The sequence below is a fragment of the Curtobacterium sp. MMLR14_006 genome (assembly GCF_001864985.1).
In the GTDB taxonomy this organism is placed as follows: domain Bacteria; phylum Actinomycetota; class Actinomycetes; order Actinomycetales; family Microbacteriaceae; genus Curtobacterium.
Window position 1 is genome coordinate 335,707 of record NZ_MJGU01000022.1, and the last position, 22,783, is coordinate 358,489.

Annotated in this window: 25 protein-coding genes; 17 read left to right on the forward strand and 8 right to left on the reverse strand. The window is 73.0% G+C overall.

Features of this window, described 5'->3' with window-relative positions; all coding sequences use genetic code 11:
- Nucleotides 1–32 precede the first annotated feature (32 nt).
- Genes BIU94_RS10695 through BIU94_RS10710 form a run of 4 tightly spaced genes read left to right on the forward strand, consistent with a single transcriptional unit; the run spans nucleotide 33 to nucleotide 3,700 of the window.
- The gene (locus BIU94_RS10695; protein ID WP_071259146.1) at nucleotides 33–680 is read left to right on the forward strand and encodes an ABC transporter permease; all 648 of its coding nucleotides are present in this window, start codon (nucleotides 33–35) and stop codon (nucleotides 678–680) included.
- On the forward strand, nucleotides 667–1,944 hold the full coding sequence (locus BIU94_RS10700; protein WP_071259150.1) for an ATP-binding cassette domain-containing protein: 1,278 nt from the start codon (nucleotides 667–669) through the stop codon (nucleotides 1,942–1,944). Before BIU94_RS10695 ends, BIU94_RS10700 begins: the two co-directional genes overlap by 14 nt.
- On the forward strand, nucleotides 1,941–2,702 hold the full coding sequence (locus BIU94_RS10705) for an ABC transporter permease (RefSeq protein ID WP_071259153.1): 762 nt from the start codon (nucleotides 1,941–1,943) through the stop codon (nucleotides 2,700–2,702). The genes BIU94_RS10700 and BIU94_RS10705 overlap by 4 nt, the downstream gene beginning before the upstream one ends.
- Nucleotides 2,699–3,700 (forward strand): glycine betaine ABC transporter substrate-binding protein, encoded by a 1,002-nt coding sequence (locus tag BIU94_RS10710; RefSeq protein ID WP_071259165.1) that lies wholly within the window; start codon nucleotides 2,699–2,701, stop codon nucleotides 3,698–3,700. The genes BIU94_RS10705 and BIU94_RS10710 overlap by 4 nt, the downstream gene beginning before the upstream one ends.
- A 90-nt stretch (nucleotides 3,701–3,790) precedes the next feature.
- Here BIU94_RS10710 and BIU94_RS18010 read toward each other — a convergent pair whose 3' ends face one another.
- Complete coding sequence (locus tag BIU94_RS18010) at nucleotides 3,791–4,420, reverse strand: TetR/AcrR family transcriptional regulator (protein ID WP_071259168.1); 630 nt, start codon at nucleotides 4,418–4,420, stop codon at nucleotides 3,791–3,793.
- Nucleotides 4,421–4,481: 61 nt separating this feature from the next.
- Between BIU94_RS18010 and BIU94_RS10720 the strand changes: the two genes are divergently transcribed.
- Complete coding sequence (locus BIU94_RS10720; RefSeq protein ID WP_071259172.1) at nucleotides 4,482–5,009, forward strand: GNAT family N-acetyltransferase; 528 nt, start codon at nucleotides 4,482–4,484, stop codon at nucleotides 5,007–5,009.
- A gap of 31 nt (nucleotides 5,010–5,040) precedes the next feature.
- Here the strand turns inward: BIU94_RS10720 and BIU94_RS10725 are convergent, their stop codons facing one another.
- Nucleotides 5,041–5,316: a hypothetical protein gene (locus BIU94_RS10725; RefSeq protein WP_071259175.1), complete on the reverse strand. Its 276-nt coding sequence runs from the start codon at nucleotides 5,314–5,316 to the stop codon at nucleotides 5,041–5,043.
- A 104-nt stretch (nucleotides 5,317–5,420) separates the two neighbouring features.
- On the opposite strand from BIU94_RS10725, the gene BIU94_RS10730 reads away from it, so the two are divergent.
- Genes BIU94_RS10730 through BIU94_RS10740 form a run of 3 tightly spaced genes read left to right on the forward strand, consistent with a single transcriptional unit; the run spans nucleotide 5,421 to nucleotide 8,025 of the window.
- Nucleotides 5,421–6,092 carry a hypothetical protein gene (locus tag BIU94_RS10730; protein ID WP_071259178.1) on the forward strand — a complete coding sequence of 224 codons (672 nt, stop codon included), beginning with the start codon at nucleotides 5,421–5,423 and terminating at the stop codon, nucleotides 6,090–6,092.
- Between the two features lie 38 nt (nucleotides 6,093–6,130).
- Nucleotides 6,131–7,576: an NAD(P)/FAD-dependent oxidoreductase gene (locus tag BIU94_RS10735; RefSeq protein ID WP_071259182.1), complete on the forward strand. Its 1,446-nt coding sequence runs from the start codon at nucleotides 6,131–6,133 to the stop codon at nucleotides 7,574–7,576.
- A gap of 5 nt (nucleotides 7,577–7,581) precedes the next feature.
- Nucleotides 7,582–8,025, forward strand: a complete 444-nt coding sequence (locus BIU94_RS10740) for an SRPBCC family protein (protein WP_071259185.1) — start codon at nucleotides 7,582–7,584, stop codon at nucleotides 8,023–8,025.
- 75 nt (nucleotides 8,026–8,100) lie between these two features.
- Here the strand turns inward: BIU94_RS10740 and BIU94_RS10745 are convergent, their stop codons facing one another.
- Entirely contained in the window at nucleotides 8,101–8,916 is an 816-nt protein-coding gene (locus BIU94_RS10745) for a shikimate 5-dehydrogenase (protein WP_071259197.1), read from the reverse strand.
- A 79-nt stretch (nucleotides 8,917–8,995) separates the two neighbouring features.
- Here BIU94_RS10745 and BIU94_RS10750 point away from each other — a divergent pair, with 79 nt between their 5' ends.
- From BIU94_RS10750 to BIU94_RS10760, 3 genes are read left to right on the forward strand one after another with little or no spacing between them, the layout of a single operon-like run.
- Entirely contained in the window at nucleotides 8,996–9,922 is a 927-nt protein-coding gene (locus tag BIU94_RS10750) for an NADP-dependent oxidoreductase (protein ID WP_071259199.1), read from the forward strand.
- 14 nt (nucleotides 9,923–9,936) lie between these two features.
- Nucleotides 9,937–10,131 (forward strand): PspC domain-containing protein, encoded by a 195-nt coding sequence (locus tag BIU94_RS10755; protein ID WP_071259202.1) that lies wholly within the window; start codon nucleotides 9,937–9,939, stop codon nucleotides 10,129–10,131.
- A gap of 35 nt (nucleotides 10,132–10,166) precedes the next feature.
- A complete protein-coding gene (locus BIU94_RS10760) occupies nucleotides 10,167–11,564 on the forward strand; it encodes an L-serine ammonia-lyase (RefSeq protein WP_071260335.1) in 1,398 nt (465 codons plus the stop codon).
- 5 nt (nucleotides 11,565–11,569) lie between these two features.
- Here BIU94_RS10760 and BIU94_RS10765 read toward each other — a convergent pair whose 3' ends face one another.
- Genes BIU94_RS10765 through BIU94_RS10785 form a run of 5 tightly spaced genes read right to left on the reverse strand, consistent with a single transcriptional unit; the run spans nucleotide 11,570 to nucleotide 16,311 of the window.
- Nucleotides 11,570–12,406 carry a class II fructose-bisphosphate aldolase gene (locus tag BIU94_RS10765; protein WP_071259205.1) on the reverse strand — a complete coding sequence of 279 codons (837 nt, stop codon included), beginning with the start codon at nucleotides 12,404–12,406 and terminating at the stop codon, nucleotides 11,570–11,572.
- Nucleotides 12,403–13,413, reverse strand: a complete 1,011-nt coding sequence (locus BIU94_RS10770) for a 1-phosphofructokinase family hexose kinase (protein WP_071259209.1) — start codon at nucleotides 13,411–13,413, stop codon at nucleotides 12,403–12,405. Before BIU94_RS10770 ends, BIU94_RS10765 begins: the two co-directional genes overlap by 4 nt.
- Entirely contained in the window at nucleotides 13,410–14,531 is a 1,122-nt protein-coding gene (gene nagA / locus BIU94_RS10775; RefSeq protein ID WP_071259213.1) for an N-acetylglucosamine-6-phosphate deacetylase, read from the reverse strand. The genes BIU94_RS10770 and nagA overlap by 4 nt, the downstream gene beginning before the upstream one ends.
- Nucleotides 14,528–15,433 (reverse strand): ROK family protein, encoded by a 906-nt coding sequence (locus tag BIU94_RS10780; RefSeq protein WP_071259217.1) that lies wholly within the window; start codon nucleotides 15,431–15,433, stop codon nucleotides 14,528–14,530. The genes nagA and BIU94_RS10780 overlap by 4 nt, the downstream gene beginning before the upstream one ends.
- Nucleotides 15,433–16,311: an SIS domain-containing protein gene (locus tag BIU94_RS10785; protein ID WP_071259221.1), complete on the reverse strand. Its 879-nt coding sequence runs from the start codon at nucleotides 16,309–16,311 to the stop codon at nucleotides 15,433–15,435. Before BIU94_RS10785 ends, BIU94_RS10780 begins: the two co-directional genes overlap by 1 nt.
- Before the next feature lie 126 nt (nucleotides 16,312–16,437).
- On the opposite strand from BIU94_RS10785, the gene BIU94_RS10790 reads away from it, so the two are divergent.
- The 6 genes from BIU94_RS10790 to BIU94_RS10815 all read left to right on the forward strand — a co-directional run bounded on the left by BIU94_RS10790 (nucleotide 16,438) and on the right by BIU94_RS10815 (nucleotide 22,749).
- Nucleotides 16,438–17,226: a DeoR/GlpR family DNA-binding transcription regulator gene (locus BIU94_RS10790; protein WP_071260337.1), complete on the forward strand. Its 789-nt coding sequence runs from the start codon at nucleotides 16,438–16,440 to the stop codon at nucleotides 17,224–17,226.
- Nucleotides 17,227–17,536: 310 nt separating this feature from the next.
- The gene (locus BIU94_RS10795) at nucleotides 17,537–18,793 is read left to right on the forward strand and encodes a Gfo/Idh/MocA family protein (protein WP_071259225.1); all 1,257 of its coding nucleotides are present in this window, start codon (nucleotides 17,537–17,539) and stop codon (nucleotides 18,791–18,793) included.
- A gap of 23 nt (nucleotides 18,794–18,816) precedes the next feature.
- A complete protein-coding gene (locus BIU94_RS10800; protein WP_083404753.1) occupies nucleotides 18,817–20,142 on the forward strand; it encodes a sugar ABC transporter substrate-binding protein in 1,326 nt (441 codons plus the stop codon).
- The gene (locus tag BIU94_RS10805; RefSeq protein ID WP_254784801.1) at nucleotides 20,139–21,128 is read left to right on the forward strand and encodes a carbohydrate ABC transporter permease; all 990 of its coding nucleotides are present in this window, start codon (nucleotides 20,139–20,141) and stop codon (nucleotides 21,126–21,128) included. The genes BIU94_RS10800 and BIU94_RS10805 overlap by 4 nt, the downstream gene beginning before the upstream one ends.
- Nucleotides 21,125–21,985, forward strand: coding sequence for a carbohydrate ABC transporter permease (locus BIU94_RS10810; protein WP_071259293.1), 861 nt, complete (start codon nucleotides 21,125–21,127; stop codon nucleotides 21,983–21,985). Before BIU94_RS10805 ends, BIU94_RS10810 begins: the two co-directional genes overlap by 4 nt.
- Nucleotides 21,982–22,749, forward strand: a complete 768-nt coding sequence (locus BIU94_RS10815) for a hypothetical protein (protein ID WP_071259296.1) — start codon at nucleotides 21,982–21,984, stop codon at nucleotides 22,747–22,749. Before BIU94_RS10810 ends, BIU94_RS10815 begins: the two co-directional genes overlap by 4 nt.
- Nucleotides 22,750–22,783 lie beyond the last annotated feature (34 nt).

A 22,783-nucleotide genomic window follows, 5' to 3' on the forward strand; every position in this document is an offset into this window, starting at 1 on the left:
AGTTCGGCCGACCGGAAGGGGAGCACCCACCCGTGTTCCAGTACGTCGTGGAGCGATGGAGCCAGATCTGGTTCGCATCGTGGCAGCACTTCTCACTGGTGGCCCAGTGCACGGTGCTCGCCACGGTCATCGCCGTGGTGCTCGCCACACTCGTCTACCGCAGCCCCCGGCTCACCGGGATCGCGAACGGGGTGTCGGCCATCGGACTGACCCTGCCGTCGTTCGCCGTCATCGGTCTGCTCATCGTGCCGCTCGGCTTCGGCGTCCTGCCGTCGGTCGTCACCGTGGTGTTCTTCGCCGCCCTGCCGATCCTGCGCAACGCGGTCGTCGGGCTCGCCGAGATCCCGCCGACGGTCGTCGAGTCGGCGCGGGGGATCGGCATGAGCCGGTTCCGCACGCTCGTGCAGGTCGAACTGCCGATGGCGTGGCCGATCATCCTCAGCGGCGTCCGCGTGTCCGCGCAGATGGTGATGGGCATCGCCGCGATCGCCGCCTACGCGCTCGGCCCCGGGCTCGGCGGCTTCATCTTCTCCGGACTCTCGCGCCTCGGCGGCGCGAACGCCCTGTACTCCGTGGTCGTCGGGGTGGTCGGCGTCGTCCTGATCGCCTTCGTCCTCGACCTGCTCCTCATCGGCCTCGGCCGCCTGACCATCTCGAGAGGTATCCGTGTCCAGCACTGACCACGCCACCACCACCGCACCCGACGGCGACGTCACCGGCCGGAGCATCCTGCTCGACGAGGTCACCAAGCGCTACCCGGGCCAGCAGAAGCCCGCGGTCGACGGCATCACGCTCGAGATCCCGGCCGGCAAGATCGTCATGCTCGTCGGCCCCTCCGGCTGCGGCAAGACGACGACCCTCAAGATGATCAACCGGCTCATCGAGCCGACCGAGGGGCGCATCGTCGTCGGCGACGACGACGTCACCGGCATCGACGGCGACGAACTCCGTCGCCGCATGGGCTACGTCATCCAGGCCGGCGGGCTCTTCCCGCACATGACGGTGGCGGCGAACATCGCGATCGTGCCGAAGATGCTCGGCTGGTCGAAGGAGAAGATCGCCGCGCGCGTCGACGAGCTCCTCGACCTCGTCTCGCTCGACCCGGACACGTACCGCGACCGCTACCCGCGCGAGCTCTCCGGCGGCCAGCAGCAGCGCGTCGGCGTGGCCCGGGCGCTCGCCGCCGACCCGCCCGTCCTGCTCATGGACGAGCCCTTCGGCGCGGTCGACCCGATCACCCGCCAGCGCCTGCAGGACGAGCTGCTCCGCATCCAGGAGGAGCTGCACAAGACGATCGTCATCGTCAGCCACGACTTCGACGAGGCCGTGAAGCTCGGCGACTGGATCGTCATCTTCACCGAGGGCGCGCACATCGTGCAGTACGACACCCCGGAGCGGATCCTGGCCGAGCCGGCGAACGAGTTCGTCGAGAACTTCATCGGTTCCGGCGCCGGGCTCAAGCAGCTGACGCTGAACCGCGTGCGCGACGTCGAGGTCGTCCCCGCCGTGACCTGCTCGCCCGGGGAGGAGGCGAAGGCGGTCCTGCAGCGCATGCAGGAGGCCGGTGGCCACGGGCACGCCGTCGTGCTCGACCGCCGTCAGCGTCCGATCGGGTGGCCGTCGCGCCGCCAGCTCGAGCGCCTGGAGCGCATCCCCGAGGGCATCGACCCCGACCTGCCGATCGTCGGCGAGGCCTCGACGCTCAACGACGCCCTCGACACCATGCTCGTCTCGAGCGCCGGCGCCGCCCTGGTCACCGGCCGGGGCGAGGCGTTCCGCGGCGTGATCACCGTCGAGGTCGTCATGGACGCCATCACGCGCTCCCGCGCCGAGGCGGCCGAGCACCAGCAGTACGCGCCGGTCGGCACGAACACGAACCCGATCCAGACCCTGCCGTCGACGCCGCCCGTACCGACGGTGGCCGCCTCCGGGGAAGACCTGTGAGCGCAGTCGCCGCCGGCCCCGCGACCGGGTCGAGCACGTCCTGGAAGGGTCTGCTCGGCCAGCCGATCGCGATCCTCGTCGTGCTCGCCGCCTTCGTGGTCTGGCTCAACACGGCCGACCTCACGGCGACCGAGCGCGGCACGCTCAACCCGGCGAGCATCCTCGACCTGACCGGCCAGCACCTCGTGCTGACGCTGCAGGCGACCGTCCTGGTCCTCGTCATCGGGATCCCGCTCGGGATCGTGCTGACCCGCGGTCCGCTCCGCCGGATCAGCCCGGCGGTCATCGCGGTCGCGAACTTCGGCCAGGCCGCGCCGGCCGTCGGCCTCATCGTGCTGCTCGCCGCCTGGCTCGGCCTGAACTCGTGGTCCGTCGTCGTGGCGCTCGTCGTGTACGCGATCCTGCCGGTGCTGCGGAACACCATGATCGGCGTGCAGAGCGTCGACGCGCGGCTCGTCGAGGCCGGGCGGGGCATGGGCATGAGCGCGTTCAGCGTGCTCGTGAAGGTCGAGCTGCCGCTCGCCGTGCCCGTCATGCTCTCCGGCATCCGCACCGCGCTCGTCCTGCTCGTCGGGACCGCGAGCCTGGCGACGTTCGTCGGGGCGGGCGGCCTCGGCCTCCTCATCACCACCGGCGTGACGCTGTTCCTGCCGAAGGTGCTCGTCTCCGGGGCGCTGCTCGTGGCACTCCTCGCGCTCACCATCGACTGGCTCGGCCGCGTGGTCGAGACCGTCGCACGACCGAAGGGCCTCCGATGAACCGCCGTACCCGTCGCGGTGCCGCCGTCCTGCTCGCCGGGACCACCGCGCTCGTCCTCACCGGCTGCGGGCTCCAGCCCGCGACGTCGTTCGTGCCCGCCGCGGACCCCGGCTCGATCGAGCGCATCGACGACCTGCCCGAGGGTGCCCACCTCACGGTCACGTCGAAGAACTTCACCGAGCAGCTCGTGCTCGGCAAGATCGCCGTGCTCGCCGCGAAGGCCGCCGGGTTCGACGTCACCGACGAGACGAACGTGCCGGGCAGCGTCGCGGTCCGCGAGCTGATGACGTCGCACGCCGCCGACTTCACGTACGAGTACACCGGCACCGCCTGGCTGACCTTCATGGGCCACGCCGAGGGGATCCCGGACAAGACCGAGCAGTGGACGGCGGTGAAGGACGAGGACGCCGGCAACGGGCTGACCTGGCTCGAGCCGGCACCGATGAACAACACGTACGCGTTCGCGGTGCGCGACGAGGCCGTCGAGGAGCTCGGGAACATCGAGACGCTCTCCGACATCGCGAAGCTGCCGGTCGACCAGCGGACGTTCTGCGTCGAGTCGGAGTTCAACTCGCGTGCCGACGGCTTCAAGCCGATGCTCGAGAAGTACGGCCTGGAGCTCGGTGGCTCGGGCGACAACGGGATCCCGAGCAGCAACGTCAGCATCCTCGACACCGGCACGGTCTACACCGCGACCGACCGCGGCAAGTGCAACTTCGGCGAGGTCTTCACCACCGACGGCCGCATCAAGTCGCTCGGCTTGACGGTGCTCGAGGACGACGAGGGGTTCTTCCCGGCGTACAACGTCGCACCCGTCATCGACTCCGAGACGCTGCAGGAGTACCCGCAGCTCGAGGGGATCTACGACCAGATCTCGCCGAAGCTCACCGACACGGTGCTCCAGGAGCTCAACCGCCAGGTCGACGTCGAGGGGCGCGAGCCGGCCGACGTCGCCTTCGACTGGATGGTCGACGAGGGCTTCATCGCGAAGCCCTGACGCGCGCAGCGCGTCGCGCGCGCGCATCGTGAGCGGACGGGAGGCACGTTGCGGCGCCGCCACGGGCCTCCCGTCCGTCCGGTGGTCGCGTCAGCCGGCCGCGATCCGGGCAGCCGTGTCGCGGATCGACGCGACCACCGCGGCCCGGACGTCGTCCGGGTCGGAGCCCTCGTGCCGGGCGGAGCTCCGCAGGCCCGTCATGCACATGCCGAGGAGCATCTCCGCCGCCTGCGGGGTCGCCGCCTCGGGCCCCCAGGCCGGGTCCCGCTCGAGGACCGTGCGCACCGCACCGGTCATCGCCTCGGCGACCGTCGTCATCCGGGTGACCTGGCGGCGCATGAGCTGGGGGAAGCGCACGATGACCTCCTTGCGGGCGGTCCGCTCGTGCTCGTCGCCGAACGAGTCGCCGAAGACCAGGAACGCCAGGTCGACGACGGCCAGCGCGGCGGGCTCCCCCGCCACCGCCGTCAGGTGCGCGTCGAGCGTCTCGGGCGTCAGGTCGAGCTCGGTGTGCCCGAGGACCGCGTCCTCCTTGCTCTCGAAGTAGTTGAAGAACGTGCGCGGCGAGACGTCCGCCCGCGCGGCGATCTGCTCGATGGTGGTCCGGTCGACGTCCTGCTCGAGCGCGAGGGACCGCGCGGCCTCGGCGATGCGGCGGCGGGTCGCCCGCCGCTTGCGGTCGCGCAGGCCCGGCTCGGACGAGGACGCGGAGTCGTGCATGGCCCGACTGTAACGGGATCGCCCGCGACGGTGACCGCGGGGTGTGCATAGTGTCGGACCGGTGACGGCTTTCGGACGGGACCTGGGCGGCGGTGCCACGCTGACCCTGCGCGACCTGACGACCGTCGACCCGGTGCTGGAGCTCGTGCTGGCGAACCTGGACCGGCTCCGGGCGGCCGAACCCTGGGCGTGGGGGCCGCAGACCCGCGAGCGCTCCGCCCTGCAGACCGAACAGCTGCTCGCGCAGTTCGCGATGGACCGGGCGCTGCCGTGCGTCATCCGACAGGACGACCGCATCGTCGGTGCGGCCTCCCTGGCGTTCGACCCGTACCTCGGGCAGGCATCGCTCGGCTACTGGGTCGACGCCGCCGCCGAGGGCCGGGGACTCGTGCGCCGCGCCGCGACCGTCCTGGTCGACGTCGCGCGGGTCCGGGGGGTCGCCCGGCTCGAGATCCGCACGGCCGTCGGCAACGCGCGGAGCCGGGGGCTGGCGGTGCGGCTCGGCTTCACCCACGAGGGGACCCTGCGCCGCGCGCTGCCGCTCGGCCCGGAGCGGGTCGACGTCGCCGTGCACGGCCTGCTCCTCTGAACGGGGTGCGGCGCCGTGGTGCGACCGGTCGTCAGCGGCCCTGGGTCAGGCCGTGCCAGGCGGCGACGGCCCCGCCCGCCACGAGGAACACGCCCACCAGGATCCAGACGGCCAGTGCGACGAGGTTGAGCAGGATGCCCCAACCGGCGCGACCGCGGGCGTACGGCTCGCGGCCGCGCGACGCGATGCCGAGGCAGAGCCCGACCACGGGGGCGACGAAGGTCCAGCCCGCCAGCAGCGAGCAGATCCCGAGGACGAGGCTCGCGGTGCCGAGGCCGGTGCGGAGGGACTGCGTGGAGGTGACCATGCCGTCGACGCTACGAGCGGTCGCACCCGGGCGTCGTCCGTCCACGGCGTGACCCCGGGTCCTCCCTCAGACGGACGGCGGTGTTCCGCCGGTATCGTCGGAGCATGGCCTTGTTCGGACGACGCAACCACGACGTGCGCGATCGACCCGTCAGCCAGGTCGAGCTGAAGCGGGCCGTCGACGAGGGCTTCCTCATCGCGAAGGCCGCCGTCACGATCGCCGTGGGGAACCGCATCATCACCAACGCCCTGCGCGACCAGGGCTACTTCGACCACGCGCTCATCGCCGAGGCCGCGCGCGAGGAGCTCCACCGGATGGCCGAGGAACAGCGCGGCGACGCGGCCCGCATGCGGGCGATCCGGTCGACGTCGAGCAAGACGAAGGGCCGGTCGCGGCACCAGCACGACTACCGCCGGGGCGACGACCTGAAGCTCCGCACCCGCGAGGCGACCTACGAACAGCTCGCGACGATGCTCGACCGGCGTCGCGACGACCAGCACTTCGTCGACGGCATCGTCCTCGCCGCGCGCGCCCGTGCCTGGGACGACATCGGCACCACGGTGGTCGGGCGGCTCGGCTGGGCCCAGCGCCCGGCGGACGACTACGAGATCGGTCGCGACGACCGGTTGCAGCAGATGCTCGACGAGGACTTCGCCGCGCTCGTCGCCGAGCACCCGATCGGCCCGGGCACGCCGGTCGACGTGGACGAGCCCGACGACGCCGACGGCGACGAGGACGGCTCGGACCCCGCCGACGCGGACGTCGCGCGACCCTGAACCGCACCACGTGCCGCGCCGGGTCCTAGGCTCGGACCATGGTTGATGCGGTGGTCGTCGGGGCAGGACCGAACGGACTCGCGGCGGCGGTGACCCTGGCGCGGGCCGGGTTGTCCGTCGAGGTCGTCGAGCGGAACGACACGATCGGCGGCGGCGCCCGCACGGCGGAGCTCACGCTGCCCGGGTTCCTGCACGACGTCTGCTCCGCCGTGCACCCGATGGCGCTGCAGTCCGAGTTCTTCCGGCTGTTCCGGATGGAGGACCGCATCGAGCTCCGCCTGCCCGAGGTGCAGTACGGCCACCCGCTCGACGGCGGCCGCGCGGGGATCGCGTACCGGGACATCGACCGCACGGCGGACGGGCTCGGCGTCGACGGAGCAGCCTTCCGGCACCTGATGGGGCCGCTCGCCCGGAACGCCGACCAGGTCGCCGACTTCGCGACCGACGCGCTCCTGCACGTGCCCCGCCACCCGCTCACCGTCGCGCGCTTCGGGCTCCGGGCGCTCGAGCAGGGCACCGCCGCCTGGAACGTGCGGTTCCGCGGGGACGCGGCACCCGCGATGGTCTCCGGCGTCGCGGCACACTCCATCCAGCACCTGCCGTCGCTGTCCACCGCGGCCGCGGCGCTGTCGCTCGGCTCGTACGCGCACGCCCGCGGCTGGCCGGTGCCGATCGGCGGCAGCCAGGCGATCGTCGACGCGCTCGCCGCGGACCTCGTCGCGCACGGCGGCCGCATCGTCACCGGGCACGAGGTCCGGACGCTCGGCGACCTGACCCCGGCGAAGGCGGTGCTGTTCGACACGAGCGTGCCCGGCATGCTCCGGATCGCGGGCAAGCAGATCCCGACGCCGAAGCGCGGGGCGCTGCGTCGCTTCCGGTTCGGCAACGCGGCGGCGAAGGTCGACTTCGCGCTGTCCGACGCCGTGCCGTGGACGAACGAGGACCTGCGCCGTGCCGGCACCGTGCACATCGGCGGCACCCGCCAGGAGATCGCCGCCGCCGAGCACGCGGTGGCGCACGGACGGCACGCCGAGCGTCCGTACGTGCTCGGTGCGGAACCGACCGTCGTCGACCCGAGCCGCGCCCCGAGGGGGAAGCACGTCTTCTGGGCCTACGCGCACGTCCCGGCCGGCTCCGACGTCGACCCGACCGAGGTGGTCACGCGGCAGATCGAGCGCTTCGCCCCGGGGTTCCGCGACACGATCCTGTCGTCGAGCGCCCGCACCGCGGTGCAGATGGGCGAGTACAACCCGAACTACGTCGGCGGCGACATCGCCGCCGGGGCCGCGAGCTTCTGGCAGCTCGTCAAGCGGCCGGTCCTGTCCAGCGACCCGTGGCGGATGGGCGGCGGCATGTACCTGTGCTCGGAGGCCTCCGCCCCGGGCCCCGGCGTGCACGGCATGGCCGGCTGGCACGCCGCCAAGAGCGCCCTCCGGCACACCTTCGGGCTGCCGGCCGACGTCGACCTCACACCGGAAGGCTGATCACCATGGCGAAGAACGTCCGCATCTTCCACTGCGCGCCCGAGGCCGTGTTCGACGTGCTCCGCGACGGCTGGCTCTACCCGACGTGGGTGGTCGGCGCCTCGCGGATGCGCGGAGAGGACCGCGGGTGGCCGGCGGTGGGCACCCGGATCCACCACTCCTTCGGCATCTGGCCGTTCGTCATCAACGACACGACGACGGTCCTGGAGTACGACGAGCCGCGACGGCTCGTCATCCAGGCCCGCGGCTGGCCGGTCGGCGAGGCCCGCGTCGAGGTCGAGGTCGAACCGCACCCCCGCGGCTGCCGCGTCACCCTGCGGGAGAACCCCGTCGAGGGACCTGGATCGCTCGTCCCGGGGTTCATCGCGCAGCCGGGCATCTGGTTCCGCAACCGCGAGAGCATCCGCCGGCTCAGCTGGGTCGCGGCCGGGCGCGCGGCGAACGCCTGAGACGTCCCCACGAGACGGACGGGAGGCCCGTGGCGGCGCCGCCACCGGCCTCCCGTCCGTCGCCGGTCGCGTCGACTACGCCCGACTGAACGCGCTGGCGCGCGCCACCTGGTCGTCGGTCAGGGCGACGCCCGTGTAGCGCTCGAACTGGCGTGCCGCCTGCAGCGCGATGACCTCGGCACCCGTGATGACGTGCCTGCCGGCGTCGCGTCCGGCACGCACGAGCGGCGTCTCCGACGGGAACGCGACCACGTCGAAGACGGTGTGCGCGGCCTCGATCCGCTCCCGGGCGAAGGCGAGCGCGTCCTGCTGGTCGCCGCGCATGCCGAGCGGGGTGACGTTGACGACGACGTCGGTCTCCCCCGCCTCGCGTTCCTCGGCGACCCACTCGTAGCCGTACTGCGCCGCGAGCGCCGGACCGGTCCGCTCGTTGCGCGCGACGACCGTCAGCCGGTCGAAGCCGGCACCACGGAACGCCGCCGTGACGGCCTTCGCCATCCCGCCGGAGCCGCGGAGCAGCACGCGCGACCCGGGATCGACCCCGTGGGACGCGAGCAGGGCGGCGACGGCCTCGTAGTCGGTGTTCGACGCCGTGAGCACGCCGTCGTCGTTCACGACCGTGTTGACCGACTGGATCGCCGCGGCGGAGTCCTCGACGTGGTCGACGAGCGGGATGATCGCCTCCTTGAAGGGCATCGACACCGAACAGCCGCGGATCCCGAGCGCACGGATGCCGGCGACGGCACCGGGCAGGTCGGTCGTGGTGAACGCCTTGTACAGGAAGTCGAGCCCCAGCTCGTCGTAGAGGAAGTTGTGGAACCGGGTGCCGATGTTGCTCGGCCGGGCGGCGAGCGACATGCAGACCTGCATGTCCTTGTGGAGGATGGGCATGCCGCCAGTCTCCCATGAGTACGCCGATGGAGCGGTCCACACGGACCGGGTGCGGCACTCCGGGGTAGCGTCGGAGCGGATGACCGAGATCCCGGAGACCATGCGCGCTGTCCGCTTCGACGAGTGGGGCGACCGATCGGTCCTGCACGTCGCCGAGGTACCCGTTCCCGAGGTGGCCCCCGGGAGGGTGCTCGTCCGTGTCCGTGCCGCCGGGATCAACCCCGGTGAGTCGGCGATCCGCCAGGGTGTCTTCGGCGGCGACCTGCCGTCCGGGCAGGGCACCGACTTCGCCGGCATCGTCGTCGCGGTCGGCGCCGAGGTCGACGGCGTCGACGAGGGCGAGGAGGTCCTCGGGTGGTCGTGGGACCGCGCCGGCCAGGCGGAGTACGTCGCCGTGCCCGCCGTGCAGGTGGTGCAGAAGCCGCGCCTGCTCGACTGGGCGGTCGCCGGCGGCCTCGACGTCGTCGCCACCACCGCTGCCGCGGCGGTCCGCGCCGTGGACCCGCGCCCCGGCGAGACCGTCGTCGTGTCCGGCGCGGCCGGCGGCGTCGGCGGGTTCGTCACGCAGCTGCTCACGAACGAGGGGATCGACGTCATCGCGATCGCGTCCGAGTCCAACCACGACTGGCTCCGGTCGAAGCGTGCGCGGCCCGTGGCGTACGGCGACGGGCTGCGGGAGCGGATCACCGAGCTCGCGACCAACGGGGTCGACGCCGTGATCGACACGTTCGGCCCGGAGTACGTGCACCTCGGCATCGCGTTGGGCGTCCCCGCCGAGCGCATCGAGACGGTCATCGCGTTCGAGGCGGCGGCCGAGGTGGGGGCGCGGACCGCCGGCAGCGCCGACACCGCCGACCCGGAGATCCTCGGGGCACTCGCCCTGCAGGTCGCCGACGGCTCGATCGAGGTCCCCGTCGCGGCCACCTTCCCGCTCGAGCGCGTGCAGGACGCCTACGAACAGCTCGAGCAGCGGCACACCCGCGGCAAGATCGTCCTGGTGCCCTGAGTACCGTGGGCCGCATGAGCACTCTCTCCCGCCCCCGCCGGGGCCGCGTCCTCGCCGGCGTCTGCGCCGGACTCGCCGACCGCTTCGGGCTGTCCCGCACCCTCGTCCGGATCGGCTGGGTCGTCCTCAGCCTGTTCCCCGGACCGCTCTGGATCGCCTACGTGGTCCTGTGGGCCGTGATGCCGTCCGAGGGCCGCCCCAGCCGCTGAGCACCGCCCCGTCCGGACGGGTTAGTGTGTCGGGCGTGCCGGTCTCCGTCTTCGATCTGTTCAGCGTCGGTGTCGGCCCCTCGAGCTCGCACACCGTCGGGCCGATGCGGGCCGGGGCCGAGTTCGCCGCCCTCGTCGCCGGGACGCCCGTCGCGACGATCGCCGTCGACCTGTACGGCTCGCTCGCCTCGACCGGGCAGGGCCACGGCACGCTCGGAGCCGTCGTCGCCGGCCTGATGGGCTCGCACCCCGAGACCGTCGACCCGGACGCGATGACCGCCGCGCTCGCCGCGGTCGACCGCGACGGCGAACTGCCGCTCGACGGCGGGGCACGGGTGCCGTTCCGGCTCGCCGACATCGTGCTGCACCCGCTGACCATGCTGCCGCGGCACCCGAACGCGATGCGGCTGCGCGCGCGTGACGCGACGGGCACCGACCTGGCCGACGAGACCTACTACTCGATCGGCGGCGGGTTCATCGCGCGCGACGACGAGGCCGAGCCCGCGGCCGACGCGCCGGCAGCCGTCGCCGGTGCCGCGATCCCGGTCGGCGACGCCGTGCCGTTCCCGTTCTCGAGCGGCGCCGAGCTGCTCGCGGCCTGCACCGGTTCCGGGCTCCCGATCAGCGGTGTCGCGATGGCGAACGAGTCCGTCACCCGCAGCGAGGCCGACGTCCGGTCCGGGCTGCTCGGCATCCACGCCGTGATGGAGTCCTGCGTCGAGCGGTCCGTGCGCCGCACCGGACTCCTGCCCGGCGGCCTGACCGTGCGCCGTCGCGCGGCCACCTGGCACGAGCAGCTCACCCGCGAGGACCCGGACCACGACCCGCTGTTCGCCATGGAGTGGGTGAACCTCGTCGCGATGGCGGTCAACGAGGAGAACGCCACCGGCGGCCGGGTCGTCACGGCGCCGACGAACGGTGCCGCGGGCATCATCCCCGCGGTCCTGTACTACGCGTTGACCTACGTGCCCGCGGTCACGCCGGCGGACCGCGACGACGCGGTGGTCCGCTTCCTGCTCACCGCGGGGGCGATCGGGTCGATCTACAAGGAGCGCGCGTCGATCTCCGGCGCCGAGGTCGGCTGCCAGGGCGAGGTCGGGTCGGCGGCGTCGATGGCGGCCGCCGGGCTCGCCGAGGTCCTCGGCGGCACCCCCGAGCAGGTCGAGAACGCCGCCGAGATCGCCATGGAGCACAACCTCGGCCTGACCTGCGACCCGATCGGCGGCCTCGTGCAGATCCCGTGCATCGAGCGGAACGCGATCGCGGCGAACAAGGCGATCAACGCCGCCCGGATGGCGCTGCGCGGTGACGGCGTGCACCACGTCTCGCTCGACCAGGTCGTCGAGACCATGCGCCAGACCGGTGCGGACATGTCCACGAAGTACAAGGAGACCGCGATGGGCGGTCTGGCGGTGAACGTCCCGCTCTGCTGACCGGCTCAGCCGTGCAGCAGGGTGAGCAGTCGTGCCGTCTCGGTGGCGATCGCCTCGCGGCCGGCGGACACGTACCCGCGCGGGTCCACGAGGTCCGGGCGCTCGTCGAGGACGCCCCGGAGCGCACGGGTGAACAGCCCGTTGAGGTGCGTCGAGATGTTGATCTTCGTCATGCCGGCGTGCACGGCGCCGCGGAGCTCGTCGTCGGACAGGCCGGAGGAGCCGTGCAGCACGAGCGGCACCGGCACGGTCTCCCGCAGCCGCTCGACCAGGTCGCGGTCGACCGAGGCCTCGCGGGTCTGCATCGCGTGCGAGGTGCCGACGGCGACGGCGAGGGCGTCGACGTCGGTGTCGGCGACGAAGGTGGCCGCATCGGTGGGGTCGGTGCGGACGCCCGGGGCGTGCACGCCGTCCTTGCCGCCGACCTCGCCGAGCTCGGCCTCGATCGCGACGCCCGCCGCGTGGCACCGGGCCGCGAGGTCGCGGGTGGCGGCGACGTTCGCCGCGAAGTCGAGGTGCGACCCGTCGTACATGACCGAGTCGACACCGAGGTCGATGCCGGCGGCGACGAGTTCCGGGTCCTCGATGTGGTCCAGGTGCACGAGCACGTCGACGTCGGCGGCGCGGGCGATGGCCTGCGTCGCCGCCGTGATCGGGGCGAGGCCGCCGTGGTAGCGGACGCAGTTCTCGCTGATCTGCAGCACGACGGGCAGACCGGCGCGCTCGGCCCCGGTGACGATGGCCTCGGCGTGCTCGAGCAGCACCACGTTGAAGGCACCGACGCCGCGGCGGGCGGTGCGGGCGGTGTCGAGCAGCCCGGTCAGGGCGAGGTCGGTGATCATGCGGGGGTCCTCGTTCGGTCGGTGTCGGCGTGGTCGTGGTCGGGGTGCAGGAACCGGGCGACGTCGGCGGGGTCGACCTCGCCGGCCACCGGGCGCAGGACCGCGGCGGCACCGTGCGCCGCAGCGGAGCGGAGCGCGTGGAGCAGGACGGCGTCGTCGAGCACCGCGGTGCTGCCGGGGCTGCCGTCGGTCGCACGGTCGAGGGCACGGTCGAGCGCACGGTCGAGGGCACCGACGAGCGCACCGACGAGTCCGGCGGTCGCGGCGTCGCCGGCACCCGTCGGGTTGCCGCTGACCCCGGGGACCGCCGGCACGTCGAGCACGCGGTCGGCGGTGTGGGCAGCGATGCCGTCCGAGCCGCGCGAGACGACGACGACGGTCGCGCCGCGCTCGAGCAGGAGCCGCGCACCGGAGCGTTCGTCGTCGGCGCCGGTGGCGTCGAGCAGCTCCTCGCGGTTCGGCTTGCACACGGTCGCCCCGGCCGACGCGGCGGCGAGGAGCGCGTCGCCCGAGCAGTCGACGACGCTCGGCACGCCGTGGTGCCGCGCCGCCGCCACCCACCGGGCGACGACGCCCGGGTCGGTCGCGCGCGGCAGCGAGCCGGACACGACCAGCGCGTCGGCACCGGGCAGCAGCGCCGTGACGGCCGCGGTGACGGCGTCCCACTCGTCCGCCCCGAGTTCCGGGCCGGGTTCGCCGAGCATCGTCGGGTGGGCGAGGTCGTCGACGACGGTGACCGTCGTGCGGGTCTCGCCGCCGATCGCGACGTCGGTGTGGGCGAGGCCGAGGGCGTCGAGCGCCTCGGCGATCCACCGCCCGGCGGCCCCGCCGAGCGGCAGGACCGCGTGCGTGCCGGTGCCGGTGGTGTCGAGCACCCGACCGACGTTCAGGCCCTTGCCGCCCGGTCGCCGGGCGACGTCGAGGACGCGCTGGGTCTCGCCGATGCGCTGTTCCGCGACGCGGTAGGTGACGTCGACGGCGGGGTTCGGGGTGACGACGACGATCACGCGGCCACCGCCCTCGGCAGGGGCCGCACCGTGCCCGCGTGCGGGTCGAGCACGAGGAGCTCGGCCGGGGCCCCGACGGTCAGGGGTGCCGGGCGGCCGAGCAGCTGGGCGGCGCGGGCGGACGACGCGGCGACGACCTCGGGCAGCGGGACACCGGCGGTGAGCAGGGTCCGTGCGGCGTCGGCCACGGTGATCGTGCTGCCGGCGAGGGACGAGCCGTCGGCGGTCATCGCGATGCCGCCCCGGACCGACACGGCCGACCCGGCGACGGTGTGGTCGCCGTCGGGGCAGCCGGTCGCGGACATGGCGTCGGAGACGAGCACGGTGCGACCCGGAGCGGTGCGCTGCACGAGCGCGACCGTCAGCGGGTCGAGGTGGTGGCCGTCGACGATGCACTCGAGCAGCACGCGGTCGTCCGTGAGCGCCGCACCGACCGGCCCGGGGGCGCGGTGGTGCAGCGGCGGCATGCCGTTGAACAGGTGCGTGACGAGCGAGGCCCCGGCGTCGACCGCCCGGCGGGTCTGCTCGGCGGTCGCGTCGGTGTGGCCGATCGCCACGACGACCCCTGCGGCGACGAGCCGGGCGACGACGTCGAGTGCGCCGGGGAGCTCCGGCGCGAGCGTCACGATCCGGAGCGCGTCGCCCGCGGCGGCGAGGAGGGCGTCGACCTCGGCCGCGTCCGGTGCGTGCAGCAGGTCGGCGCGGTGCGCACCGCGCCGGGACTGCGCGAGCCACGGCCCCTCGAGGTGGATGCCGGCGAGCGTGCCGTCCGCCACGAGCGGTCGGAGTCGGGCCAGGGCGGCGACGGTGTCGTCGTGCCGGCCGGTGGCCACGGACGCGACGAGCGTCGTCGTGCCCCGGGAACGGTGGTGGTCGGCGGCGGCACGGGCCTGGTCGGCGGTGCAGGACGCGAAGTCGTGGCCGAGGGCGCCGTGGGCGTGCAGGTCGACGAGGCCGGGGACCAGGGCGCCGTCGGGCACGGTGACGACGTCGTCGGTGTCGGGCGGGGTGCCGACCCCGGTGGCGCGCACGGTGCCGGAGCCGTCGACGACGAGCCAGGCGTCGCGGAGGTCGTCGGTCGCGGTCACGACACGGGGAGCGCGGATGAGCGTCGTCACACGAGGACCCGTCCGTCGAGGGCACGGCGGGCGAGCAGGCCGGCGCCGATCGCCCCGGCGGCGTCGCCGTGCCGGGCCGGCACGACGGCGGGCACCCGGACCCCGACGAGCCGTCCGGCCAGGGCCGCGCGCAGCGGGTCGAGGAGCAGCGGACCGGACTCGGCCAGTCCCCCGCCCACGACGACGGTGTGGCAGCCGGCGACCGCGGTGGTCCAGGCCAGAGCGTCGGCGAGGACGTCGACGCACTCGTGCCAGACGGTGGTCGCCACGGGGTCGCCGTCCCGCACCCGGAGCATCGCCGCGTGGGCGGACGGTGCGCCGGACCGGCGGGCGACGGCCCCGGCCGAGGCGATCTCCTCGACCCGGAGCCCGGCGTGCGGCCCGGTCGGGATCCGCACCTGGCCGATCTCCCCCGCCCAGCCGTCACCGGACACCACGGCGCCGTCGACGACGAGCGTGCTCGCGAGGCCGGTGCCGACGGGCACGAACGACACCGAACCGGTCGCCAGGGCCGGTCCGCCGGCGGCGACCTCGGCCAGGGCACCGGCACGGACGTCCTGGCCGAAGGCGACGGGAACGTCGACGCCCCGCGCGAGCAGGGCCGCGCGGACCCGCTCACGGGCGGGGACGTCGCGCCAGCCGAGGTTGACGGCGAGCACGACGGTGCCGCTCGTCTCGTCGACGACGCCGGGGGTGACGAGTCCGACCGCGGCCAGCGGGCCGTGGTCGGCGGCGCGCACCGCCAGGTCGGCGACGAGGGCGGCGAGTGCCGTGCCGTCCGGGTCCTCACGCGGTGTCGGGACCCGGTGGTCGTCGAGGACGCGTCCGTCGGTGTCGGTGAGCCGTGCCTTCACGCCCGTGCCGCCGACGTCGACCCCGAGCACCGCGCCTGCGGCCGCCATCAGGTGAGGATGACCGACCGCGTGAGCGACCGGGGGTTGTCGGGGTCGAGTCCGCGGCGCTCGGCCAGGGCCACGGCGAACCGGTGCACGACGACGAGCCCGGCCAACGGGTCGAGGTCGTGCTGCACCAGGCGGGCGCCGGTGGCGGCGACCTCGTCGGCCAGCCCGTCGGGCGTCGGGCCGAGCGACCAGACGAGGCGGCCGGGCTGGGCGATGGCGATGGGCCCGTGCCGGTAGTCCATCGCCGGGTACGACTCGGCCCAGAACTGTGCGGCCTCGCGCGTCTTGAGCGCTGCCTCGGCGGTCAGGCCGACCGCGGCTCCGCGACCGAGGAAGGTGACCTGCTCGGCGTCGAGCAGGTCGTCGATCGGGACGGACAGGGCGGTCTCGGCCTGGGCGGCGAGGGCGTCGACGTCGTCGCCGAGCGAGGCGCGGAGGAGCGCGAGCGTCGTGGTCGCGAAGCGGGTCTGCACGACGGAGCGCTCGTCGGCGAAGGGCAGCGCGACGACGTCGTCGGCCGCGGCCGCGGCGGGGCTGTCCGGCACGGCCGTGACGAGCACGGTGCGTCGGGACGGCAGGGCTCGGAGCAGGTCGACGACCTCGGTCGTCGTGCCGGAGCGGCTGATGGTGAGCACCCGGTCGTACTCGCGCGACGCCGGGTACTCGGAGCCGGCGAAGGCGTCGGTCACGCCGAGGCCGGCCTGCTCGCGGGCGACGGCGTAGGACATCGCGACGAACCAGCTCGTGCCGCAGCCCACGACGGCGACGCGTTCACCGGGCTGGGGGAGTGCGTCGGCGACGGTCGGCAGGAGTGCGGCGGCGGCACGCCAGGTCTCCGGCTGGGACGCCAGCTCGGCGCTCACGAAGGTGTCGGTCATGGGAGCCTTCCGTTCCGGTCGGGGTGATCGATGCCACGAATCGTAGCGAGCGATCGTGCGCGACGGAAGACGAACGCGTCATTTCCGATCACGGGAGCGTCGGACCGACGCCGTAGGATGACCGTCATGACCCCCCAACAGCGGCTGAACGCCCTGCTCGAACTCGTGAGCGAGCGCGGCAACGTCTCGATCGCCGAGATCGGCGAGCTGCTCGGGATCTCGCCGGCGACCGCGCGGCGCGACCTCACGACGCTGGCCGACCAGCGGCTCGTGACCCGCACCCACGGCGGGGCGGCGGCGCTCGGCGCCGGCTACGAACTGCCGCTGCAGTACAAGATCGCCCGGCAGGCCGAGGCGAAGACGGCGATCGCCCGCGCGACCGCCCGTCTCGTGCAGCCCGGCGAGACCGTGGGGCTCAACGGTGGGACGACCACGACCGAGGTCGCGCGCGAGCTCGGCAAGAGCGAACGCTTCATCCGGGCCGACGGCGAGTTCGGCATCACCATCGTGACGAACGCCCTGAACGTCGGGTACGAGCTCTCCGTCCGGGCGAACGTCAAGATCGTCGTCACGGGCGGGGTGGCGCGCCGTCAGTCCTACGAGCTCGTCGGCCCGCTCGTCCGCGACACCCTCGACGAGTTCGCGCTCGACCTCGTGGTGCTCGGCGTCGACGGCCTGACCGGGCAGTACGGTGCCACGACCATGCACGAGGGCGAGGCCGAGGTGAGTCGGCACTTCGCCGCCGTCGGGCGCCGGGTCGTCGTGGTGGCCGACTCGACGAAGATCGAGCGGTCGACGTTCGCGCGGATCTGCCCGCTCGACCGGATCGACGTGCTCGTCACCGACCAGCCCGTCCCGGCGGCCTTCGCCGCGGACCTCGCCGCCGCCGGGGTGGAGCTCATCGTCGCGGACTGAGCACCCGACCGCAGCACCCGACCTCCGCCATGGACGGCCACCCGCACGGCCGACCCTCCCCGACCACCTCCCCCGGCCCGCGCCTGGTGCCCGACCGACGGAGCGCCCCGCCCGCCGTGTCGTTCCGGACGGCGACGGCCGTGACGGACGCGAGGCGTGCCTCCCGGCCGACGCGTCGGCGACGCCCGCCCGCGGACGTTACCGGCATGTAAAACCATCGCATCTCGCCACATGAGCGTTCCGTGAGCGCCTATTGTGCATCCATGATCGATTCGGCATCATGGACGTCACAATCACGCAAGGGAGCGAGATGAGCATGCGCGCTGACGACGGGACCCTCCGGGTCGCGGTGATCGGGATGGGACAGCGGTCCGCCATCGCGGGGCACGTGGCCGAGGCCAGTGCCGCGGACCCGGCGCTGCGCGCCGAGGTCGTCGCCGTGGCCGACGTGACCGAGGCTGGCCGCGAGCGCGGCCGGGCCGAGTACCCCGGGGCCACCGTGGTCGAGCACCACCGTGACCTCACCGGGGTGGTGGACGCGGCGATCGTCACGACGCCCGACTGGACGCACGCCGAGATCGCGATCGACCTGCTGCGCGCCGGCATCGCGGTCTACCTCGAGAAGCCCCTGGCCATCACGGTCGAGGACGCCGACGCGGTCCTCAACACCGCCGCCGAGACCGGCACGCCGCTCTACGTCGGGCACAACTTCCGGCACGCGGCGGTCGTCCGGCTCATGCGCCAGGTGATCGAGCGCGGCGAGATCGGCGAGGTGAAGGCCGTCTGGGTCCGCCACTTCGTCGGCAACGGCGGCGACTACTACTTCAAGGACTGGCACGCGGACCGCACGAAGGTGAACTCGTTGCTCCTGCAGAAGGCGAGCCACGACCTCGACGTCATCCACGCCCTCGGCGGCGGCGACACCGCCCGCGTCGTCGGCATGGGGTCCCTGTCGGTCTACGGCGACGTGACCGACCGGCGCGACCGCAGCGGCGAGCTGATGGGGGACTGGTTCTCGTTCGACAACTGGCCGCCGCTCGCCCAGACCGGCCTCAACCCCGTCGTCGACGTCGAGGACGTCTCGATGGTCATGATGACGCTCGACAACGGTGTGCAGGCGAGCTACGAGCAGTGCCACTTCACCCCGGACTACTGGCGGAACTACACCGTCATCGGGACCGAGGGGCGGCTCGAGAACATCGGCGACACCGGCGGCGGCGTCGTGAAGGTGTGGACGCACCGCCGCGGGTGGGACACCGCGGGCGACCGCGAGTACCCGATCGACGGCGTCGAGGACGGCCACGCCGACGCCGACCTGCTCACCATGACCGAGTTCCTGCGGTCCGTCGCGCTCGGCGAACCCGCGCAGCTCTCGCCGATCGCGGCCCGCGCCGCGGTCGCCGCCGGCGCGCTCGCGACCCGGTCGCTGCGCAACGGCTCGGTCCCCGTCGACGTCCCGCCCCTGCCGGCCGCGACGATCGCGCACTTCGCGGCGCCCGTCCACCCCGCGCACACGCACCCCTCCGACACCGACCCCTCCCACCCCTCCCAGACCGTCACCTCCTGACGGCCGTGCGAAAGGACCTCCCGATGACCGCACACATCCCCGCCCGAGGAACCGGCGTGCGCCGCGTCCTCCTCGGCGCCGTCGCCGCCCTCGGTGCGGCCGCACTCCTCGCCGGGTGCTCCTCGTCGTCCGGGGCCTCCGGCTCCGGCGGCGACTACGCCGCCCCGGCGAAGGACACGAAGGCGAACCTGACCTACGCCGTCTGGGACGAGAACCAGGTCGACGCGATCAAGGCGAACCTCAAGGGCTTCAACGAGGAGTACCCCGACATCAAGGTCAGCGTCGACGTCACGCCGTACGCCAACTACTTCACGAAGCTGCAGACGCAGGGATCGAGCAACACGCTGCCCGACCTGTTCTGGATGAACGGCCCGAACTTCCAGCTCTACGCGGCCAACGGCAAGCTCGCCCCGATCACCGGCGAGGTGAAGGCGGGCGACATCGACCCGTCGAAGTACTCGAGCGCGCTCAACGACCTGTACACCTACGACGACACCCAGTACGGCGTCCCGAAGGACTTCGACACCATCGGCGTCTGGGTGAACAAGTCGCTGTTCGAGCAGGCCGGCATGGACCTGCCCGACAAGGACTGGACCTGGGACGACTTCCAGCAGACCGCGGCCGAGCTCCGCGAGAAGCTCGAGGGCAAGGGCGTCTACGGCGCCGCCGCCGGCATGGACGGCCAGACGACGTACTACAACACCATCTTCCAGGCCGGGGGATCGGTGCTGAACGCCGACGGCACGAAGTCCGAGTACGCGTCGAAGGCCTCCGAGGAAGGCCTGCAGTTCTGGACCGACCTGATCGACTCCGGTGCCTCGCCGTCCATCAAGCAGCTCACCGACACCACCGCCGACCAGTGGTTCACCTCGGGCAAGCTCGCGATGTACCAGGGCGGCAGCTGGTTCCGGTCCGCGCTGACCGGCACCGACCTCGAGAAGGACGTCGTCGTCTACCCGCTGCCCACCGGCAAGAAGCAGGCGACCGTCATCCACGGGGTCTCGAACGTCGTCGCCGAGGGCAGCAAGGACAAGGCCGCCGCGCAGGCGCTCCAGGTGTACCTGGCCAGCAAGGACGCCCAGCAGCAGCAGGGCGACATGGGTGCGATCATCCCCGCGTACGAGGGCACGCAGGACGCCTTCACGAAGACGATGCCCGACGCCGACCTGCAGGTCTTCCTCGACGCGGTCGACTACGCCGAGCCCCTGCCCGTCTCGAAGAACACCGCAGCGTGGAACACCCTCGAGACGAACATGCTGCCGGGCGCGTTCGACGGCTCGACACCGGTCGACGACGTCGCCGAGCAGCTGGCGCAGAAGATGGACGCCGCGCTCGCCAAGGAGCAGTGAGTCCCGAACCGATGGCGATCAACACCGAGCGGCCCCCCGCCGCCTCCGCCCCCGCCCGGACGCGTTCGTCCGGGCGGGGCGCCCCCGGTCCCGCGGCCGGTGGCACCCGCGCCCCCCGACGCACCGACGGGTGGTGGCCGTGGCTCTTCGTCCTCCCGCTGCTCCTCGGCGTGGGCACCTTCTACATCTGGCCGATCATCCAGACGTTCTGGTACTCGTTCACGAGCTGGGGCGTCTTCGGCGGTGCGACGTTCAGCGGCGTCGAGAACTACGTCCGCCTGTTCGGCGACCCGCAGCTGTACCAGTCCCTCCTCAACACGATCGTCTACACGGTCGTCGTGCTCGCCGGCATCCCGATCGCGGTGTGGCTGGCGAGCCTGCTGAACACCCCGGGGCTGCGGTTCGCGCAGTTCTACCGGGTGCTGTTCTTCCTGCCGTACGTCGCCATGCCGGCGGCCATCGCGCTGGTCTGGCGCATCATGTTCAACGGTGACTTCGGCATCGTGAACTGGTTGCTCGGCCGGTTCGGGATCGACGGCCCCTACTGGATCTCGACGCCCGGGTTCGCACTCGTGGCGGTGAGCCTGGTCGGCCTCTGGTCGTCCCTCGGCTTCTCGATGATCATCCTCGGCGCCGGGCTCAAGGACATCCCGCCGGAGCTCTACGAGGCAGCCGAGCTGGACGGCGCGAGCCGGTGGCGGCAGTTCCGCTCGGTGACCGTGCCGCTGCTCAGCCCGAGCATCTTCTTCGTGGTCATCATCACGACGATCTCGAGCTTCCAGCTCTTCGACCTGCTCTACGCCATCCTCGGCAGCACGAACCCGGTGATCCCGAAGACGATGTCGCTCGTCTTCTACTTCTACAGCGCCGGGTTCATCGACAACGACAAGGGCTTCGCGGCCGCGATCGCCATGGTGATCTTCGTGCTCATCGGCATCATCACGCTCGTGCAGTTCCGCGTCCAACGGAAGTGGGTGCAGTCATGACCGCAACGGTCACCCCGCCCCGGGCCGCGCGCCGGCCCGGTCGCCGAGGCGGCAGCCACTGGTGGATCCACGTCGTCCTGGGCGTCGGCGGGTTCGTCATGGCCTTCCCGTTCCTGTGGCAGATCATCATGTCGCTGTCCACGAACACGCAGGTGCAGTCGGTCACCCCGGTCTTCTGGCCGGGCGAGCTGCAGTGGCAGAACTACGCGCAGGTCTTCGAGCGGCTGCCGTTCCTCAGCCAGCTCGGCACGTCCGTGTGGGTCACGGTCATCCGCACGATCGCGCAGATCGTCTTCTGCACGCTCGCCGGGTACGCGTTCGCCCGGATGCGGTTCCGCGGCCGGATGGTCCTGCTCGGGATCGTGCTGTCGATCCTGCTCGTGCCGTCGCAGGTGTACCTCATCTCGCAGTACCAGATCGTGCAGGGTCTCGGCTGGCTCGACTCGCTGATGGGCATCGTGGCGCCGGGGCTGTTCAGCGCGTTCGGCACCTTCCTGATGCGGACCGCGTTCCTCAACATGCCGCCCGAGCTCGAAGAGGCAGCGCGCATGGACGGCGCCAACCCGTTCCAGACCTTCTGGCGGATCATGCTGCCGCTCGCCCGTCCCTCGATCAGCGTGCTCGCGATCACCACGGTGCTCTGGTCGTGGAACGAGTTGCTCTGGCCGCTCGTGGTCTCCACCCGCGCCGAGGACATGCCGTTGGCCGCGGGCCTCGCCACCCTGTCGAGCGACCGCACGATCGACTACCCGGTGCTCATGGCCGCCAGTCTGATGGCGATGGCCCCGGTGCTCATCATGTTCGTCGTCCTGCAGCGGCGGGTGATGGACGGGCTCGCGTCGTCCGGTCTGAAGTGACGACCACCGGCCTGGAGGCCCGCCCCGCGTCCGTCGCGCTCCTCACCGCCGCCGTGGGGACCGACCAGGGCGCGGCGACGGTGGCGACGGCGCTCGCCGCCACCGTCGCCGACGCGGAGCCCGCGGAGCGCGACGCCCTCGTGGTCGCAGCGCTCCGCGCGGCGGTGCCCGGCAACGCCGACGCGCTCACGCGACGCGGGCTCCCGCGCGACGTGGCCGAGGCGACCGTCGCGGACGTGGGCCGCAAGCTCGACCGGTACGGCCTGCGCGGCGCCGACGTGGACTGGCTCGTCGCGGTGGTGACCGGTCGCGTGGTGGCCGTGGGGCGCCTCCAGTTCGAACTCGGCGACCACCTGGCCGACGGTTCCCCGGCGTGGGGCGTGCACGTCCCGGAGACCGGACCCCTCGATCCCGACGACTGCGACCGGTCCTTCGCCCGCGCGCCCGGACTGCTCCGACGGCTCGCACCGGACCGCGTCGCCGAGCGGTGGCGGTGCCGCTCGTGGCTGCTCGACCCGGGGCTGGCGGCCGTGCTCGGGCCGGACGCGAACACGGTGCGCTTCGCGCGGCGTTTCCGGCTCGACCCGCCCGGTCCGCACGACGCGGCGGAGGGCGACGACAGCGTCGCGAAGTTCGTGTTCGGCGTGCCGCTCGCGACCGCCCGCGCCTCCGCGCCGACCGGCCGGTTGCGTGCCGCGGTCCTCGACCGCTGGGCGAGCGGTGGGCACTGGACGGAACGTACCGGCACCGCTCCCGTCGCCTGACCGTTCCGGGGCCGGGCCGCGTACCGTGCACGGC